Here is an 18,477-nt window from a genome sequence, read left to right on the forward strand (position 1 = left end):
CATCCACACATCCGCTCATCCACTCCTACCGCCCAAACCCCACCACGCCCCCCTCTGCGATAACATAGGCCACCTCTCCACGCGCCAGGGCAATCTCATGCCCCCCGGTGAACTCGCCAAACGCAGGCAGCGTGAGCCGCCGATGCGGGGCCTGCCAGTAAAAACAGGGCAAACGGAGGCGATCGCAGCCCATCTTTAGCCGCAAGCAGGGGTGAATGTGGCCGCAAATATTCAGGCGTTCTTCCCCTAGCTCAGGCTCGTGGCTGAGCAGAATACCGTCTAGATCTACGGCGTCAACAAGGCACTCCACCGAGAGCTGGCTGAGGTTATCGTGCAGGCGGCGATCGTGGTTGCCGAGAATGAGGTGGGCACTCACCTGGGTACGGTGCAAAAACCCCAGCCAGGCATCAATGACCCCATCGGTCATACCGTCGCGCCCATGAAACAGATCGCCCAAGATCCAAAGATGTTCGGGCTGGTATCGAGTACACAACTCCTCCAAGCGCTGCAGCGTGGCCTGGTTAATCTGGCTCGGTACCGGCAGCCCATGGTGTTGAAACGTCTCCGCCTTACCCAGGTGTACGTCTGAGACCAGCAGCGCCCTAAGGGCTTCGATATAGACCGCTCGCTCGGGCAGTAACTGCAGCTGAATTGAACCAACGGCGAGAGTCTCTATGACCGTAGTTGAAGGCACCATCAACAGCATTTCTCTGAGGACTGTTTGCCACTGTAAAGGATTTAGCGAGCCGCTGCCGCTGCAGAATAGAGCGGCGTCTTACCCTTGTGATAGCTAAAATGGGGCGATCGCCTTGATTCCAGCCACCATCAAAAAATCCTCCGCTAATGGAGGATTTTTTTGATGGCTTTAGCCAGCCCAGCTGCCTAGAGCAGGTTCATAATCTTCGCCACCATAGCCAGGCTTTCTTCGTAGAGGATATCTTCGCCCCAGCGCTGTAGCTGCTGCCCCAGCATAAAGTCGGCCTTCTGGTCAGATAGCGCCGTGACCTGCTCCACCTGGCAGGACTGAGCACCGCCTCCGGCTTCCATGCGCATGCACCCAGTCGTTTCAGAACAGAGAATGGTACAGCAGTTGGCGTTCTTGTCGGTGGAGAGCACCCGTAGCCCGGTGAGGTCGCCCACGACCTCACCCAAGTCAGCTACCGGAATACCTGCGATCTCCGCTTCAACGGCCAAGCCGTTAGGTCCCTTAAAGTGGATTTTCTTAATGTTATAAATACCCCCTTCTTCTACATAGTCGACGGGTTCCCATGCCAGGCGGCTGGCAAACCAGCCCAAATACAGCAGTGCCTGGGCCGCATTGCCCTGCTCGTAGTCAATGCTGATGCGGTCTACATCCATCAGCGACTCGCGCCGCTCGGGGGGGTCAAAGGCAGCGGCTGTCAGCTCTTGCCAGGGGGCTAGGCGGTGCCAGTTGAGGTCGGCAATATAGGTGCCCGACTCAATTAGATCCTGCATTTTTTGCAGCTCGGCCTCGGCATCGCTAAAGTAGCTGGAGTCAACAATAATGCAGTTGCTCGACTTAGCCAAATTTTGGAAAATTAGCTGCTCGGGGCTGGGGGTGGCCTTCCACCACACAAACTTGGGCAGCTCTGGCAGAGTCAACGAGGCAATCAGATCGCTGACCCGCCCCAGGGCTGCCTTGGTGCCGCGCAAATTAATGTACTCACAGCACACCAGATTACCCGAACCCTTTTTCTGCACTGGACAGTACACCGAAACCTGGGCCTTCACGCCGGTGTCTTCGCCAAAAGTGGGGCAAAGGCTGATAATGCGGCACGGGTTATGAGCCGAAATAGACTCGCTCAGGCTAAACCCTCGCTGGTCAAGGTTGGGGTAAAGCTTTTGTTCTTCAGAGAGCTGAGCGTATTCTTGGCGTAGACGCGCCAGGGTAGGCGGGTCTACGCGACCCGTTACGCGCAGGTTGTAGACAACTTGGGCCTGACGAATGGCCTCGCGGGTCTGAGCCCCATGGTTGCTGTCGATGAAGCCGGTGTAATAGCCCAGGGCCGCTAAAATCTGCTGCACTTCTTCTGGCTCGTAAATAACCATGGTGAAGGTGGTGGCACGGGTGGCCATAGGGGCTGTCGCCCCCGAGTCTTGCTGACGCCAGATGCTGTGCAGCTCTGACTCAATCTCGTCGAGGGAAATATCCTTGGGCTTTTGTAGGGCAACGATAGGCGTAGTAATCATGGTGAGGTGAAATAGGGGATTAAGACTTGAGATATAAGGCTCGGTTAGGGACGATCGCGATCTAAAGCCGTCGCCAGCGCCGCCCGTCTTTATTCAACAAAAACTCGGCCTCAACCGGCCCCCAGGTACCCGCTTCGTACATGGGAATAGCATTAGGATCCGCCGGGGCATCCCAGGCTTCGAGTAGAGGGGTGAGCAGCCGCCAGGAGGCTTCGACCTCATCGCCGCGAGTAAATAGGGTTTGGTCGGCCAGCATACAGTCAACGATCAGGCGGGCGTAGGCATCGGTATTAGCCTGGCCAAAGGCAGCATCGTAGCGAAAGTCCATATCCACCGATCGCGTCCGCAGAGAGTTACCCGGCGTCTTCACCTCAAACCGCATTGAGATCCCCTCGTCGGGCTGAATCCGCAGGGCCAGCACATTGCGGTTTACCTGCTGGGCCGCAGACTGAAACATCAGGAAGGGCACTTCCTTGAAGTGAATGGAGATCTCGCTGACCTTCTTGGGCATGCGCTTGCCGGTGCGCATGTAGAAGGGCACCCCTTTCCAACGCCAGTTATCGATCTCAAGCTTAAGGGCGCAAAAGGTTTGCATGGTTGACTCGGGGCTAGCCCCATCTTCTGCGCGATAGCCTGGTACCGCCTCGCCCTTCATCCACCCCGCCGAGTACTGACCCCGCACGGCAGCCGGGATAGAGCCATCGGCCTCGGCAATCTCGCTGAGATGAGTGGCCTGAAGCACCTTGGTCTTTTCGTTGCGAATGCTGTCGGCATCGAGGGAGTTGGGCGGCTCCATGGCGGTCAGGGCAAAGAGCTGCATGATGTGGTTTTGCACCATATCCCGCAGGGCTCCGGCGGTTTCGTAGTAACCCGCTCGTCCCTCTAGACCTACGGTTTCGGCCACGGTAATCTGTACGTGGTCGACAAACTGGCGGTTCCACAGGGGTTCAAAAATGGCGTTAGCGAACCGAAACACCATCAGGTTTTGAACGGTTTCTTTGCCCAGGTAGTGGTCGATGCGGTAGATTTGGCGCTCGTCGCACACATTCTGCACGATTCGGTTAAGCCGCCTAGCCGAAGAGAGGTCTTTGCCAAAGGGTTTTTCAATAATCAACCGCTGCTTGTCAGGGTCTTCGAGCATGCCCGCTGCGCCCAGCTGCTCAGTGGCTTCACCAAAAAAGCGCGGCGCGACCGAGAGATAAAAGACCCGATTGCCCTGGGTGCCCCGCTGCTGATCGAGATCAGCCAAAAAGATCTTGAGTGATTTGTAAAATTCAGGGTCATCAATGTCGCCGGGGCAGTAGAACAGGCCGCGGGCAAAGTCTTGCCAGATAGCCTCAAAGCCGAGTCCATTGCCAAATTCTTCAACCCCCTCGCGCAGGTGCTCACGAAAGAAGTCGTGGCTCCACTCGCGCCGAGCCACACCTACAATGGTCAACTCGGGGGGCAGTCGCCGCTCGCGCCGCATCTGATAGATAGCGGGCACAATTTTGCGCTGAGTAAGGTCGCCTGAGGCTCCAAAAATAACTAGAATCTGCGGCTCAGGTATACGGTCTTGTTGAAGACCGACGCGCAGAGGATTTTCAAGCAAGGACACCATAAGCGTGCGGGATAAAAAGCAGGGAGCAAGCGTTAAAACCAAACGCTGAGCTTGTATTGCGGCGCACCGCTAGGGCACTTTAAGCTGCGCCATGACTACTTACAAGTAGCAGAAACCGCAATTTATATTGACAGCAGATTTTACAAATCTAGTCAGACTACAGACCGTCTTAACTAACCAATACAAAAAGCGTATTGAAAGTAACCAGCTAGGCTGTCAATGGTAAACCTGGCTACGCTTCAAGCTTGGATCAGAAAGCTTAAGCCTGGTTTAACAGATGAGCGCCGATTGTTCTAGGTGCTTAGCAGCGTGCTTTGGCGGCGGCTGTGGTCTTGAATGAACGACTCTACCAGAGCAACATCGTCGGTGCTGCCCACCACAAAGGGGGTGCGCTGGTGAATCTCGCCCGGCATTACACTCATGATATCTTCGTGTCCAGTGCTGGCCCGTCCGCCCGCCTGCTCAATTAAAAAAGCTAGAGGTGCCGTTTCGTATAGCAGCCGTAGCTTGCCCTCAGGCTTTTTAGTCGTACCGGGGTAGAGGAACACGCCGCCCTGGGTCAAGATGCGGTGAAAGTCGGCCACCAGCGCCCCGGTATAGCGGGCCGAGTAGCCGTCGTGGCGATGGACGTAGCGAGTAAAGTCGCGAATAGAGTCTTCCCACTGCCAGAAATTGCCTTCGTTGACGCTGTAGGTCGGGCCGTGGGAGGGCACCCGGATGTCTTCGGTGGCCAGAATAAACTCGCCCAGGCTGGGGTCGAGTACAAAGGCGTGAACGCCGCGGCCAATGGAGTACACCAGCACCGTGCTGGGACCATAGAGAATGTAGCCTGCCGCTAGCTGCTGATGGCCGTCCTGCAGTAGGTCAGCTCCGGTATGGTCGAGGTCGTCGCCCTGCTGCCGCCGAATGGAGAAGATAGAACCCACGTTGAGGTTAATATCGACGTTGGAAGAGCCGTCGATGGGATCGTAAAGCAGAGTGTAGCGCCCAATCGGGCAGTTTTCAGGAATGTAGTAGGGTTTATCCATCTCCTCAGAGGCCAAGCGACACACTAGACCGCTCTGCTTGAAGACGGAAATGAAAACGTCGTTGGCATAGATGTCCATTTTTTTGACGGCTTCGCCCTGAACGTTGGTTTCACCGGTAAAGCCCAGGGCCGATTCCATTAGCCCGGCACGACTGAGGTGGCGGGCGATTAGCTTGCCGGCTAGAGCAATGCGGTTCATCAGGGCACTGAGGTCTTGGGCCTCGGGGCCAAAGCTGTGCAGCTGTTCGAGGACATGGCGGGAAAGGGTTTTGCAGTCGCGATCGAGGGCAAAGCCAGAATCGGCGGGTTGGTAGTCGGCCATCGTAGGGGTCCTTTATTAGGGGCAGGGTAGCGGCGGCTAGAGAGGGCGACAGTTCTTAGGGTTACTTGTGTAGGTTGCTTTTGTAATCTGTCTTTATGGTAAGAAGGCTAACTGGGTTTGCTGGCAACCTTTAGAGACACTTTAGAAATGAGGGGCCGCTGAGAGAGCTGATAGCAGGCTGAAGCGAGGGGTTGAGGGAAGGCTCAGCCTGATCCTAGGGGCGATCGCAATGGCTGTAAGTCTGAGCAGGCTGGCCATAGCCGTAGCCCTGCTTTGGGATGCGATCGCAGACGCGCACCTCTGGCTTCAAGCAGCTTCCGCCTCACCCAACCACCCTAGCACTAGCGGATTGACCAGTTCGGGGGCTTCATCCTGGGGGCAGTGACCGATGCCAGCCAGTTCTTCCATCGCCCTCACGGCAGGAAAATCAGCCAGGGTGCGGCCCAGGGCGACCGGTTCCCAAGGGTCGTCTTGGCCCCAGATAATCCACACCGGGCACTGAATTTGGGGCAGCAAATCTTCGGGCAGCGGCCCCTGGGAGTAGCGCACAAAGGCCAGAAATACGTCGGCTGCCCCGGTGGTGAGCGCGGGGGTGAGAATGGCTTCGACTAGCTCGTCGGTGATTGCCTCGGGGCGGCGGTAGGCCTGGCCCAGCAGATTGCGAATTACCTTGCGCTGGGCAATTCGGGAGAAGAAAAAGCGCCCCACCGGAGCATAGCCCAGCAGATTTTGCACAATCGGGGTGCTGAGGCGCTGGTGCCAGGGAATTTCGCTGCGACGACGTTCATGCAGCAGCCGAATGGAGCAGTTGAGCATGACGATACCCTTGACCCATGCAGCCCCGTCTACGGCAGCCTGCAGGGCGACGATGCAGCCGATGGAGTTGGCCACCAGGTAGGCGGGCTGACCAATCACCTCGCGGCAAAAGTCAAGAATTTGCTGGCCCCAGGTTTCGAAGGTGTAGGGGAGAGGCTGATTGGGAGCGGGTTTGTCGGAGAGGCCAAAACCCAGCAGATCGATCGCATAGGCCTGATACTGCTCGCCATAGACCGGCAGATTTTTGCGCCAGTGATCGCTAGAGGCCCCAAAGCCGTGAATGCACAGCACCGGAGTACCCGTAGTGCCAATCTGCTGGTAACGGATGGATAACCCCTGCCACTGCCAGGTTTTGACGGTGGGGATGGCGAGAACGGTAGACACAGCGTTGCCCCTCAGAAAACTCAGGCTTACTTTACACTCCTTAACCCTAACGAAAAGGGGAAGTTTCAGCCAGCGCCAGCTAAGAGCGAGCAGATTCGTTGATGACCGCGATCGCCCACAGGCAGCCCAGCAGCACCAGCGATCGCACCAAAACCTGTTCGAGCAAAAACGCGATCGCACTAGCTACCAGGGGCAGGTCCACGACCAGGGCAACAATGTAGGCGATCGTGCAGCCCGCCAGCCCCAGCAAGAAGTACTTGATTAAGTTAAAGGTGATGCCGAGCAAGTGATTATGGCGGTGAGGGCGTCGCATAATAAATTCTCCAGGCTGACAGCATGACCATCGATAAAAATGTAGTTGCCACTCCTCACAGTTTCTAAAGATTAGGTGTGTTTTGCGGCCACAGTGTGACGGGAGAGTGAAGTGGATGCGCGAATATAGGAATGGATAATGGGCGCTGGCGATCGCAATCTCCCAGGCATTCCAGGCTCAGAAAGGCATTCACAATTGCTCAGCCAAACTCTAAAATGGGCGTGGATTAGCTCAACCCAGTGACAGATCGCCAGGTGGATAACTCTCCATGCACTCATTAACCGACGACACTCTTTGGGCCATTCTCAACGATGAGCTAGGCGACGACACCGTAAATCGACTGGTGTGGCAAGGCCTGGGCTATCGCGAAACCCCAGCCGGGTGGGATACCTCGGTGGTAGAGTCAGCCTGGGCCGAAAAGTACCCTGAGCCACCCAACTTTATTGAAAGCCGCCCGGCCACGGTGCAGCTTACCCGTTCGATTCCGCCAGCGGACAAGCAGCTCTTGAAGGAAGAATTGGGATTCAAGGGTTACACCGTAGATCAGCTGATTCCTCGGCTGACGCGGCGGGCTACGATGGTGAACTGGCTACTGAGCTACCGCAAGCGACAGCCCACTGAGGGCTTTTCCCTGTAGGAATGTGGCGATGGCTCTGCTCAACCTTCGGTGGTTCAGCCCTGGGTCGTTGAAGAATTAGAAAAAAGAATTAGAAAAGGATGCGGGTTCTCCGCATCCTCGCTCTCAACCCACGGCGCTCTCTCCGTGGATACTGGATCTGCTGCTGTCTTCGACAGCGGGTGGCCTGTGAAGAGGGTGGCAACCCTTTGCCGAGACTCAGCAGAATAGTTTAAATCGCTAGAACTCTTGCGCTACCTTAGGTTCCTCCACCTTAGGCGACGTGTCTAGAAAAATATCGGTAGCTTTGAGCTGTAGCCCGGCCCGCGCCTGAGAGTCAGCCTTGCTGATGTAGGGGGAGGCATCGATCGCACCGCTGGCAATAATTAGCGAGCCTTTCTTGACGTGGCTGAGCTTGCGCCAGGCGGGGGAGCCTTCCCACACGCTGATGGTGACGGTAAAGCTGTCGTTGTCTTTACGACTAGGAATGCGATCGACGTAGATGGTCAGTTCGGCGACCTGGGTGTTGCCTCCGGTCTTGCGCTCAATATTGCGAACTTCGGGGTCGGCGGCAACGTTGCCGGACAGGGTACACAGATTCAAGCCGCGGCTGGACATAGCGAGAGTCTCCTTAGGGTAGATGCACCAGACCCTACTCAGCGAGGCAGATGTCTGTGGCTTTAATATGCACAAGCTTTGTTAATGATTCGCTATGGAAAATCACGTAACTTTTTAGACTTACATCTACGTATTTATCGCGGTGTAGTCAGGTTTGAACTTAGAAATTGGTCGCAATCATCGTCCGGCTAAGCGATATGCTAAGCCTGGAGTAATTGCAGTGCCATGACCACTCAATCGGTAGATCCCGCTGCCCCTAAGCTCTGGCTGGCAGCTATAAAGCCACCTATGTATAGCGTTGCCATTATGCCTATGGTGGTGGGTAGCGCGATCGCCTACGCTGAGACCAGCCAATTTAACAGCGGTATTTTTGCGCTATTTGTGCTGGCAGCGGTGCTTATTTTAGCCTGGGAAAACCTCAGTAATGATGTGTTTGACTCAGAGACCGGTATTGATGTCAATAAAGCGCATTCGGTCGTCAATTTAACTCGCAATCGACGGCTGGTGTTTACCCTGGCTAACCTCTGTTTGGGTTTAGGGATTGCGGGTATTTTGGCGATCGCCCTAATTCAGCAAGACCCCACCGTGCTGGTGCTAATTTTGCTCTGCTGCGGTCTGGGCTATATGTACCAGGGGCCGCCCTTTCGCCTGGGCTATCAGGGGTTGGGGGAAGTGCTGTGCTTTTTTAGCTTTGGGCCTCTGGCTATGGGAGCAGCCTACTACAGTCAAACCCAGAGTTGGTCGTGGGCGAGCCAGCTGGCGGGGGTAATCGTAGGGCTGACCACCACGCTGGTGCTGTTTTGCTCCCACTTTCACCAGGTGGAGGATGATCTGGCGGCGGGCAAGCGATCGCCCATCGTGCGCTTGGGCACAAAACGGGGGGCAGCGCTGATTCCCTGGACCTGTGGGGTGGTGTTTGCGATCGCAGCTGGTTGCCTCACCCTGGGGCTGTTCCCCGCCTGGTCAGCGCTGGTCTTTTTGAGCCTGCCCTCGGCCTGGCGGCTGAGCCGCCATGTCACCCGCTTCCACGATCAGCCCGCGAGGGTCTTCAACGCCAAGTTTTTTGCCATTGGCTTTCATTTTTGGAGCGGCGTGCTGCTGTCGCTAGGCTTTTGGCTGAGTACTCGGCTGGGCGTTTGATGCCTGTCTTGGGGTGGCTGGTGCAGAATTTTGGATTTGCGATTGTTGGAGCGTTGTCTAACGCAGGGTAATGGGGATTGAGTTAGCGGTTCGGCCTTACCAGCGGCGGTTTGTGACGCCCTTGCACACCGCTCACGGTCTATGGACTTGGCGGGAGGGGTTGCTGGTGCGGCTGCGCGACAACTCGGGCCGAGTGGGCTACGGCGAGATTGCCCCTATTCCTTGGTTTGGCAGTGAGACGCTGGAGGATGCACTGACATTCTGTAATGCCCAGGGCGGCGAGTGGCGGGCTGAGACTATACCCGATCGGTTGTCTGCGACTCAGTTTGGGCTGGGGTGCGCTCTGGCAGAACTGGCTGAGGAGGGGTGCTCTGTTGAACAGGAACTCGCGATTCCTGCGGATAGCTTTGCTAACGGCGACCTCTGCGGCCTCCTACCCGCTGGCGAAACGGCGTTAGATCTGGCCTCCCAACGTTTAGCCCAGGGGCACCGCACCCTGAAATGGAAGATAGGGGTGCATCCAATCGGTGGTGAAATCCGCTGGCTAAAGCAGTTGGTTGAAACCCTGCCTTCAAATATTCGCCTACGTCTGGACGCCAATGGCGGCTTGAGTATTGATCAGGCAGAACAGTGGCTAGCGGCCTGCGATCGCATCAACGCAACTCCTCAAAGCGCTGCGATCGAACACCTGGAGCAGCCGCTGCCGCCTGACCAAATAGAGGCGATGAAAGCCTTGGGAAGGCGCTATCGAACCGCGATCGCCCTAGATGAATCGGTCGCGACTTTAGCTCAGCTAGAGGCCTGCTGGGCCGAGGGCTGGCGGGGGGTGTTTGTGGTTAAGCCTGCGATCGCGGGGTCACCCCAGCGGCTGCAAGCGTTCTGCCATACCCATTGTCCCCAGCTAGTCTTCTCCTCTGCGTTTGAAACCGTAGTGGGGCGACAGGCGGCTCTAGCCGTAGCCTCGCACTGTTCCTCTGCACCAGCTCCAGCGCTGGGCTTTGGTACCCAGGGCTACTTCGTTGATGACTGGGATACCTTCACCCCCGCTGAGCTATGGGACCAACTTTGAGGGATGTGCTGCGCGATCGCCGGGGCGATGACTGGCTGATCGGCCCCAGCAGCGAGGACTTTTGGCAACGGCTAGAACACCTGACGCCCGTTTTTGCAGCCTATCGAGCGTCCTGTTCTGGGGCTAGCGTTTTAATTGCTGAAAATGACCAGCTGCAATTCTTGGCTACCTGCCTTGCTGCCTGGGCTACAGATTGCATCGTCGTTTTGGCGAATCCTCGCTGGGGTCGGCAGGAGCGGCAGCAGGTCACGGATATGGTGAATCTCGACTGGGATGTGCCGCTCGCACCAGGGCTGGAGACCTATCCCTGCCATGTTTTGGGCGGCGAGCCGGGGCAAATTCTGATTCCCACGGGTGGATCATCGGGGCAGATTAAGTTTGCGGTACACACCTGGGAGACATTGATGACCTCGGTGGAAGGCTTTTGCGCCCACTTTGGGGTCGAGACCGTTCATGCCTACTGTGTGCTACCGCTGTTTCACGTCAGCGGGTTAATGCAGGTGCTGCGGGTGTTGGCGTCGGGGGGATGTCTGGCGCTACAGCCCTATAGCACTCTCAAGGTTGGGGAACGCTTGGCATTGCCTTCCGGTGGCTTTCTTTCGCTGGTGCCCACGCAGCTTCAGGATTTGCTGGCCTTAGAGGGCAATATCCCCTGGTTACAGAGTTTTCGGGCGGTGCTGCTGGGGGGTGCTCCGGCAGGGCGATCGCTGCTCGACCAGGCCCAGGCGGCCCAAATCCCGGTTGCCCTCACCTACGGCATGACCGAAACTGCTGCCCAGGTTGCCACCCTGCTGCCAGAAGACTTTCTCGCGGGGCACCGCAGCAGCGGCAGACCGTTGCCCCACGCCAGCATCACAATTCTTAGCGACCAGGGACAGCCTCAACCGCCGGGGCAGCCGGGGCAGGTGGTGATTTGGGCCAGTTCTCTAGCCCAGGGGTATTTGGGCAGCAGCAGAGAGATTGTGGTGGGCAGTGCCCACCCTACGGGGCTATTCGCTACTGACGACATTGGCTATCTCGATGACGGGGGCTATCTGCATATCGTCGGGCGCAGCAGCACCAAGATCATCACGGGGGGCGAGAATGTGTTTCCTGAAGACGTTGAGGCGGCGCTGCTGAACATTGATGGAGTGGGGGATGTTTGCGTGGTGGGGCTGCCGTGCGATCGCTGGGGTCAGCAGCTTTGCGCCCTGGTGGTAATGGTGTCCCCAGCGCGACTGCAAGACGTGCCAGGGTTGCTGAGTCCGCTGGTCGCGACCTACAAACGCCCCAAGCAGTGGATTCTCGTCAGCGCTCTTCCCAGAACGCTCCAGGGCAAACTGAGCCGCCCCCAGGCCTTCGCTCTGGCCCAGCAGATTCTAGGCTGGAATGGGGCTGCTACCCTTACTTCACGGCCTTGACCCAGCCCTGCTGCTGGGCCACCTCTAGAACAGCGGCGGCGGCAGCGAAAATTAGCAGGCTTTCGGCGATCGCTACTGCAAAGGGCCAGCCCCGCAGGCTGACTGCCGCCGCTACATTCACCAGAGCCAGCCCCCGCACTAGGCTAAAGGCCAGCACCACCCCCGTTTTGAGCTGAGAATTCTCGTCCTGGCGCACGGCGTAGCGGTAGGTAATGCCAAACAGCCCGCCGGAGAGGCCCGCGATCGCGGCGCTGACCCAGAACGTGCTGCCGCTGAGGCCTGATGCGATCGATGCGATCGCCGCTCCCCAGCCCAGAGACGGCACTCGATGGGCCAAAAGCAGCCCAGCCGCCACCATCCCAGCGGCAGTCCCCGCCAGAACTGCTGCCTTCAGCGACTCAATTCGGTCTTCATCGGTAAACGGACGTTCGATCGCCACAATACTCTCTATTCCGATAAGGCTTCCATGCGCTCTAGCCAGCCGCGCATTTTGCCGGGGTTGAGCAGCCCGTGGGGGTCTACCTCAGCTTTGAAGGCTACCTGCACCGCGTCCACGGTTTTCATGCCGCCGTCTTCGAGCAGGTAGGTGTGGGGGTTGGCAATTAGCGCGCCGTTGGCTTCGTGGTAGTGAATAATCTCGGCCAGCCGCTCAGGGGTTGAGTAGCGCACAACTTGTAGCGCTGCTGGAATTGTGTTGCCGCCCATGCGCAGGTATTCCAGGTGCATAATCACCTCGTCGCCAAAGTGTTCGTAGAAGTGCTGCACCCGCTCTAGCTTAGGGTCGTAGGGAAATAGGGTTTGTAGGTAGGTGAGCGACGGATCCACGCTGCGGGCGTGGAGGGTGGTGTGGTTCCAGGTGAACTCGGCTAACGGTGCACCTTTGCTAGCCTCCTGGGCCGACTTGTTGTAGGTGACCGTGCCGCCAAATTCTTTCACTAGCGCCGCAAATAATTCTAGGGAAGGCTGGGCTACCATCAGCAATGCCGCCGCTTTGCCCTCGGGAAGATAGGGCTGGAGGGAGGCAAAATAGCTGGGGATGGGCCAGGCGTGAATGCTGATTAACTTTTTGATCAACCCATCGGCATCGCCCAGGGCCTGGCCAAAGTGGGCGGCGGTCATAAAGTCGTCGAAGGTCACAATCACCTCTGCCCAGGGATAGGCGGGGCCAAGGGGAATTTCTAGCTCGGTGATAATGCCATTGGTGCCATAGGCGTGGTTGACCTTGTGCACCTCGTCGCCCCGCAGCTCGATCACCCGAGGATTGTCTTCAAAGGTGACGACGCGCACGGCGTTGAGGTTGCCGCGATCGCGCAGCTGCCCGTAGGTAATCGAGCCAATGCCGCCGCTGCCGCCGCCAATGAACCCGCCAATCGTGGCAGTGCGATAGGTGGAGGGGTACATGCGCAGCTCCCAGCCGCTTTCCCGCGTCACCTTATCAATGGCAGCGAGCTTGGCCCCCGGCTCCACCCAGGCCACCCCCGGCTCGACTCGCTTCACCGCGTTCATCTTGCTGAGATCCAGCACCACGCCGCCTTCTAAAGGAATGCACTGGCCGTAGTTGCCGGTGCCTGCCCCCCGCACGGTGACGGGCACGCGGGCCTCCACGCACACCTTAGCCACCGCCAGCACCTCCTCTTCGCTAGTGGGGCGCACAACCAAATCGGCGACCAGATTACCCAGCTGTTCTTGCAGGATGGGGCTGAAGTAGTAGTAGTCTTTCGAGAGTTTTTCGCGCTGGTTGGGGTCGCGGATGGTTTCTATGGTTCCAAAAGCTTGGGCTAAGGCATCCCAGTTGGTGGTAGAAGGGGCCAGAGTCATACGCAGGAGGGATGGGGAGATTACCCTGCTAGTGTAGAACGCTCGCCTGGCGATCGCTGAGGTTTGCGCTACAACAACCGATCTCGCACCGCCAGCGCCGTCGCCGGGGCCAGCAAAACCCCGTTGCGGTAGTGACCGGTGGCTAGCCAAATGTTGTTGTACCCTGCCAGGGGCTGAATCATCGGGGCGGCCTGACCCTGGGGGCGAGGACGCAGGCCAGACCAGCGCTCGGTTACCGTACCTGCGGCCAGGGAGGGACAGTAGGCAATCGCCCCCGCCAGTACTTCCTCCAACCGCTCGGCCTCGGGCTGCATCGCCAGCGCCATGTCCAGGGTGGTTTCGGGCGGAAACTCGACCGTTGCCCCCACCCAGTAGTCGCCGCCACCCAGGGGCACCAGGTGAATGTCGTGGCCATTGACCACGGGTTGAAAGTCGGGTTGCCCGAGCGGTGTGTCTAAATGCAGTCGCAGCGCCTGACCCAGCACGGGGCCAACAGCGGTGGGCCGATCGAGGGTTTGGGTCAGCGGCAGGGTGCCCAAGCCGGTTGAAAGCACGATCGCATCGGCGGCAATGGTTTGACTAGCCGTGTGAACAGCGGTGCAGAATGCGTCTTCCCCTGCTGGTTCCTCTTTCTCGAACCCCACTACGGGCTGGTCGAAGTGGAACTCAACGCCGTTTGCTGCGGCTCCGGCCACTAGCGCCTGGGTCAGCCCCGTGGGGTTAACCTGAAAATCTTGGGAAGAGAAAATACCGGCAGCGACCCCGTCGGTGCTGAGGTGGGGGCAGCGATCGCGCACCTGCTCCGGTTCCAACAGCTCTAGCGGGTATCCCTGGCCTTGGCGGATCTGCTGAAGCGATCGCCACCGGGGCAGTTCCTCAGTGTCAAAGCACAGGCTGAGAATGCCCTGGGTATTGCGCTGAATCGTTTGCCCCGTCAGGGATTCTAGCTCTGCAATCAGGGTTGGGTAGCGGTGCAGGCTCTGCTCGCGCAGTCGCCAGTTGCGGCCCTTCACCTTGTGGCTAATCACTGCCATCGCCACCCCTAGGGCCGCAGCAGTTGAGCCCTGGCCCGGAGCCGCCCGATCGAGAACGGTGACCTGAACCCCTGGGCAGAGGCTGAGTTCGTAGGCGATCGCAGCCCCCACCACGCCGCAGCCAATGATAGTGATTTGTTTCAAGGGTGGTTGTGGAGCAAAGACAGTAGAAGGCGTTACGCAGTTGCGATCACGCCTCTAATCCTACGAATCAGATATTGGGTGCGTCACGCCGATCCGGAAACAGCCTACGGTAGGACCGGCTAAGACCGTTTAATTAAACCGCCGGCACCAGGTTCAAGAAGGCGTCGAAGTCATCCAAGGCATTGCGGTACTCTTGCCCCGCCACGACCTGCTGCCCATTGACAGCCGCCTCATCTAGCCGCTCCAGGTGACCGTACAGCTCTTTGGCTAGCGACTCGGCCTGGGGCTGATCTTTGGTCAGCAGAGTAGCGGCTAACCGATTTACCCTCGTCCTTAGTTCACCCATGGGGCCGTGGATGAAGCTCTGCACGTTCCTCCAGTCTTGGTCTTGAATGTAGCCCTCTAGCTCGGGGAAGCGATCGCGCAGAGTGGCTACGCCGGGGGTGTACAGCTCTACCTGCTGCAAAATTTCTGGGGTGTAGGTGGTGGGTATTTTGGTCGCCGGGCCACCGCAGGCTATCAAGCAGGTCGCCACGATCGCCAGCAAAATTCCCAAAACAGGTCTAAAGCGTCCCATAGTTAACCTTTCGCACTCTCTACATCAGTCGTCTGTATTTTACGCCGCCATGGGGTCGCGTGAAGCGCCAAGATACCGTAACGCGGGTCGCTGAAATCCCCCCAGCCCTTTATCCATCACTCGCCGACTGGCCAGTAATGCTTATTTTTTCTTGAGCAGATTGTCGTACTCGGCGTGGGAGCCGATCCAAAACCAGACAATTTTGTCTTCTTTTGCCTGCATAACGCCCAAGGCTCGCCAGCCAATGCCTACGATTTCATTAGTCTTCGCCAAAGCCCTTGTTTTCGGTTTCGCCAGCGTTGTCTTCAGCCAGGGCCGCTAAAGCCATGCTGGTGAGAATGTCTGAATCTACGTCTGAGGCTGACAGGGTTTCTTGCCAGCGCAGTTCGTTTTGGATGTCATCTAGCAACTGTTGAGCGAGTTCGTCTTGCAGGTTGCTGGACAGCTTTTGCGCGGCTTGAAAGGCTTGATCTAGCAGAGTAGTCATTGCGTAATCTCCAGTTGGGTTGGATGGGAGGCTGCCAGACCTCGGAGTTTTGTAAAAAACTCCGAGGTCTTTGCCGCTATAAATTTGCTATGGCATCGGGGACTGGGTATTTTTCGATTTCGCTGAGGGGCAGTAGCAGGGTGTCTTCGATGTATTGTCGTGTGGCCTTGGTGACATAGAAATCGCTGTTGAGGCAATCGACCAAGAGCTTGTTGGCCTCGTAGTACTTTTGCAACTTTTTTTTTGTTCCTTAGAAAATTTCCAATCATGGCCGATATTACGGTGCTCTACTATTACTGCCCGCAGTTTTTCAGTCCAGGGTTGGCTTTTTGTCACCCACCAATCCTCAAAAACACAAGGATTATTAAGGCTGGGCAATTCAGCCTTCAAACACTGAATCTTGCGTTTCAGTTCAGGGGGGCTTGTTTCCATAACAAAGCTGAAATCAGGATTAAGTCCGAGAGGTAAAGCACCAAGAAGGGCAACAGCGAGAGCAGTGGCCAAAGCAAGGTCTGTATTGAGGTCTTGAACGTGAACACTGGTTAGATCTAGAACCCCAACGTCAATGCTTAATGAGAATTGACTGTCATAAGAAGTAAAATCAGTACCTCTTGCGAGACTGCTAGCGAGAGCATAGTAGAAGGTTCGAATTACAGAATTTTTGTGGAATTCATTCGCCGAAGTTGATTTTTGCTGCACCCATTCCAAAACCAGTTGTAATTTCGGTTCATTGGCAGGTTCATCAAACATGAACTGGCCAATGTGCTGCTTCATAAGCAGCAGGAGACTATCGGCCTCAGGCAGCATGCCTGCCGTTAGCAAGACAACTTCGCGGTAACGTTTTTCGGTAATGTGGGTAGTCAGGTTTTGCAACGCCAGCTCTAAGCCCGCCATAGGGCTAACCAGATGCCGAGCCGCAAAGTACTCTTGAAACGTGAGGTGCGAAAATGAGTAGATATTTTTAGCTCGCTCTACTAACAAACCGTGCTGGGCCTCGATCGCGTTCAACACAGCCTCGCCATCGCATTGCAGCGCCTCGTCATTATCGCTGGCACCAGGCAGATTGCGAATATATTCGATAATTTTGTGTTCTACCACCGATTGCTTAAAGAAATAACTGCCCTGCTCAAAGGTTTCAAAAGCAAGCTGGCTGAGTAGATCTTCTTTGCGCTTCAGCGACAGTTTTTTGTAAACCTGGTCGCGCTCGATATTGCGCTTACCGTCCCACTTTTTCAGCAGTACATCCAGCCCTTCTTTATACAGTTCGGCTCGGTTGGCGGGGAAGTCCGCCGCTTCGCCAAACACCAGGCACAGCAGCGTCAGCAGCAGCGGATTGGTCGCTAATTCCTGAATGGGTTGATTTTCGTTTAGCCGCTGAATGAAGATTTTCGCCTTGTTGGGGTCGTTTTTGGCCGCAAACCATTTGGTAGCAAACTCGGCAATTTGCTCTGAGTCAAAGTCGGCCACCTCCACCTCGGTAAATTGCTCAAAGGTATATTCTCGTGCAGCAATGCGACAGGTGATCACGCATTGGCAGGTTCTAAACTGGTGGATAAAGAGTTTGATGTCTTGCAGCACCCGGTCGTGGTCGGTCTCGTAGACCTCATCCAGGCCATCCAGCAACACCAAAGCTTTGCCATTGCCCAATACCATCGATAGTGCATCCGCCAATTCCACACCACAGGCCTTCCACTGGCGCTGAATGTAAGTTTGCAGCGTTGGTTCACCCGGTGCCTCGGCGTAGTCCTTCAGCGTCACAAACACGGGCACCCGTTGGGGCTGAAATTCGCCCTGGTTGCAGAGAATGGCCAGCCGTTTCATAAAGGTAGTTTTGCCCGCCCCTGGCTTGCCCAAAATCATTAGTTGGTTATGACGCTCTACCGCTTCTAGCCCTGGTACTCGTTTATGGCGGACTTGACCGAGCAAAAAGCGGTCAAAGTTTTCAGGGTCGCAGTCTTGCAGCAGTTCATCTAGACCCAGCCGTCGCCGCCCAGAGAGCTTTTCGAGAATGTTAACGCTGGTATAGATGTCGCCCAGGCCAATAGGCTGCTCCATATCGAGCACGCGCATGGTGCCGCAGCGGGCTTGTATGTCGTCATATACCTGGGCGCGAACGGTCTGCACCAAAGCATCAATATCTGTTTCGGGTTCTAGGGTTTCGGCGGGCACAGGGACAAGTTTTTGCCCAGCGACGTCTTCCCAATCTAAGCCTAAAGCTTTGCAGAAGCTGACAAATAACTTGTTGCTAACGGCTTGGCCAGCGCAAAACTTGACGGCGGGCTGACGGCTACAGTCGCAATCCTTCGCCAAGTCCTCTCGGCTCCAGCCCCGTCCAGTCAGCGCCCGGTTGATCTGCTGAATGCCCTCTGGGGTTGCGGTGAGCGATCGCCCTGCCATGCCGTTTTATCTCGCTTGACCACGGTTTTACCCAAGGGTAACGCAACTCATCCTCAACTCACACCCAAGTCATACCGCCCGAAACCCTTGTAGGGACTGAACTTTCGCAACATCCCGACGATGATGGACTCATCCAATAAACAACAGAGTTCACCATGAAACAAACCAAAACCCCGCCCACCTTCAACCTGATTTTCGCCACTGTTCTATCGCTCACCCTCGGCTCTGGCGGCGCGGCACTGCACCTAGCCAGCCAGCCCACCCTCACCGAAGCTCAAACTCGGGTGCTCAATAGCGCGATCGCCCTCTGGACTACCAGCACCACCACCCTCCTCGGCCTACTCAGTACCAACAAACCCCATGATTAAACTCCGCCTATCCACATGCTTCCCAGGGTCGCGGGTCTGGATGTCGGTTAGAGGAAAAGACCGGGGCTACGACGCTGACCCACGCTACATCCACCCATCCACCCATTCACCCATCTACCCCTCACCCATCTACCCC

General features: G+C 56.8%; 18 protein-coding genes and 1 pseudogene. 5 read left to right on the forward strand and 14 right to left on the reverse strand.

The annotated features are described in order from the left end of the window. Positions 1 to 25: 25 nt before the first annotated feature. From pdeM to IQ273_RS16850, 6 genes are all read right to left on the reverse strand, one after another. Positions 26 to 697, reverse strand: a complete 672-nt coding sequence (gene pdeM / locus IQ273_RS16825; protein ID WP_194024325.1) for a ligase-associated DNA damage response endonuclease PdeM — start codon at positions 695 to 697, stop codon at positions 26 to 28. Between the two features lie 185 nt (positions 698 to 882). Beyond that, on the reverse strand, positions 883 to 2,208 hold the full coding sequence (gene opcA, locus IQ273_RS16830) for a glucose-6-phosphate dehydrogenase assembly protein OpcA (protein WP_397198018.1): 1,326 nt from the start codon (positions 2,206 to 2,208) through the stop codon (positions 883 to 885). Between the two features lie 64 nt (positions 2,209 to 2,272). Continuing rightward, positions 2,273 to 3,811, reverse strand: coding sequence for a glucose-6-phosphate dehydrogenase (gene zwf, locus IQ273_RS16835; RefSeq protein ID WP_194024327.1), 1,539 nt, complete (start codon positions 3,809 to 3,811; stop codon positions 2,273 to 2,275). A gap of 293 nt (positions 3,812 to 4,104) precedes the next feature. After that, the gene (fbp, locus tag IQ273_RS16840) at positions 4,105 to 5,160 is read right to left on the reverse strand and encodes a class 1 fructose-bisphosphatase (RefSeq protein ID WP_194024328.1); all 1,056 of its coding nucleotides are present in this window, start codon (positions 5,158 to 5,160) and stop codon (positions 4,105 to 4,107) included. Positions 5,161 to 5,466: 306 nt separating this feature from the next. Then, positions 5,467 to 6,360, reverse strand: a complete 894-nt coding sequence (locus IQ273_RS16845) for an alpha/beta fold hydrolase (protein WP_194024329.1) — start codon at positions 6,358 to 6,360, stop codon at positions 5,467 to 5,469. 79 nt (positions 6,361 to 6,439) lie between these two features. Then, positions 6,440 to 6,673: a hypothetical protein gene (locus IQ273_RS16850; RefSeq protein WP_194024330.1), complete on the reverse strand. Its 234-nt coding sequence runs from the start codon at positions 6,671 to 6,673 to the stop codon at positions 6,440 to 6,442. A 268-nt stretch (positions 6,674 to 6,941) separates the two neighbouring features. Between IQ273_RS16850 and IQ273_RS16855 the strand changes: the two genes are divergently transcribed. After that, complete coding sequence (locus tag IQ273_RS16855) at positions 6,942 to 7,310, forward strand: DUF1823 family protein (RefSeq protein ID WP_194024331.1); 369 nt, start codon at positions 6,942 to 6,944, stop codon at positions 7,308 to 7,310. 219 nt (positions 7,311 to 7,529) lie between these two features. Here IQ273_RS16855 and IQ273_RS16860 read toward each other — a convergent pair whose 3' ends face one another. Continuing rightward, the gene (locus IQ273_RS16860) at positions 7,530 to 7,907 is read right to left on the reverse strand and encodes a single-stranded DNA-binding protein (protein ID WP_194024332.1); all 378 of its coding nucleotides are present in this window, start codon (positions 7,905 to 7,907) and stop codon (positions 7,530 to 7,532) included. 225 nt (positions 7,908 to 8,132) lie between these two features. Between IQ273_RS16860 and menA the strand changes: the two genes are divergently transcribed. The 3 genes from menA to IQ273_RS16875 all read left to right on the forward strand — a co-directional run bounded on the left by menA (position 8,133) and on the right by IQ273_RS16875 (position 11,516). After that, complete coding sequence (gene menA, locus IQ273_RS16865) at positions 8,133 to 9,047, forward strand: 2-carboxy-1,4-naphthoquinone phytyltransferase (RefSeq protein WP_194024333.1); 915 nt, start codon at positions 8,133 to 8,135, stop codon at positions 9,045 to 9,047. Between the two features lie 70 nt (positions 9,048 to 9,117). Then, the gene (locus tag IQ273_RS16870; protein WP_194024334.1) at positions 9,118 to 10,116 is read left to right on the forward strand and encodes an o-succinylbenzoate synthase; all 999 of its coding nucleotides are present in this window, start codon (positions 9,118 to 9,120) and stop codon (positions 10,114 to 10,116) included. Continuing rightward, positions 10,101 to 11,516 carry an AMP-binding protein gene (locus tag IQ273_RS16875; RefSeq protein ID WP_194024335.1) on the forward strand — a complete coding sequence of 472 codons (1,416 nt, stop codon included), beginning with the start codon at positions 10,101 to 10,103 and terminating at the stop codon, positions 11,514 to 11,516. Before IQ273_RS16870 ends, IQ273_RS16875 begins: the two co-directional genes overlap by 16 nt. On the opposite strand, the gene IQ273_RS16880 is transcribed toward IQ273_RS16875, so the two are convergent. The 7 genes and pseudogenes from IQ273_RS16880 to IQ273_RS16905 form a co-directional block, all read right to left on the reverse strand. Then, a complete protein-coding gene (locus IQ273_RS16880) occupies positions 11,500 to 11,955 on the reverse strand; it encodes a hypothetical protein (protein ID WP_313898156.1) in 456 nt (151 codons plus the stop codon). The two genes, IQ273_RS16875 and IQ273_RS16880, sit on opposite strands and share 17 nt — an antisense overlap. 8 nt (positions 11,956 to 11,963) lie before the next feature. After that, positions 11,964 to 13,334 carry an FAD-binding oxidoreductase gene (locus tag IQ273_RS16885; RefSeq protein WP_194024336.1) on the reverse strand — a complete coding sequence of 457 codons (1,371 nt, stop codon included), beginning with the start codon at positions 13,332 to 13,334 and terminating at the stop codon, positions 11,964 to 11,966. Positions 13,335 to 13,402: 68 nt separating this feature from the next. After that, a complete protein-coding gene (locus IQ273_RS16890; protein ID WP_194024337.1) occupies positions 13,403 to 14,512 on the reverse strand; it encodes an FAD-binding oxidoreductase in 1,110 nt (369 codons plus the stop codon). Positions 14,513 to 14,645: 133 nt separating this feature from the next. Further along, positions 14,646 to 15,089, reverse strand: coding sequence for a photosystem II protein PsbQ (psbQ, locus tag IQ273_RS16895; protein ID WP_228053236.1), 444 nt, complete (start codon positions 15,087 to 15,089; stop codon positions 14,646 to 14,648). 141 nt (positions 15,090 to 15,230) lie between these two features. Beyond that, entirely contained in the window at positions 15,231 to 15,362 is a 132-nt protein-coding gene (locus IQ273_RS34440; RefSeq protein WP_255534549.1) for a hypothetical protein, read from the reverse strand. Beyond that, a complete protein-coding gene (locus tag IQ273_RS16900; protein ID WP_194024338.1) occupies positions 15,349 to 15,576 on the reverse strand; it encodes a hypothetical protein in 228 nt (75 codons plus the stop codon). The genes IQ273_RS34440 and IQ273_RS16900 overlap by 14 nt, the downstream gene beginning before the upstream one ends. 76 nt (positions 15,577 to 15,652) lie before the next feature. After that, positions 15,653 to 17,973 (reverse strand): annotated as a pseudogene (locus IQ273_RS16905) (NACHT domain-containing protein). 155 nt (positions 17,974 to 18,128) lie between these two features. On the opposite strand from IQ273_RS16905, the gene IQ273_RS16910 reads away from it, so the two are divergent. Further along, on the forward strand, positions 18,129 to 18,341 hold the full coding sequence (locus IQ273_RS16910; RefSeq protein WP_194024339.1) for a hypothetical protein: 213 nt from the start codon (positions 18,129 to 18,131) through the stop codon (positions 18,339 to 18,341). Positions 18,342 to 18,477: the final 136 nt, after the last annotated feature.

It is taken from the genome of Nodosilinea sp. LEGE 07298, assembly GCF_015207265.1.
In the GTDB taxonomy this organism is placed as follows: domain Bacteria; phylum Cyanobacteriota; class Cyanobacteriia; order Phormidesmidales; family Phormidesmidaceae; genus Nodosilinea.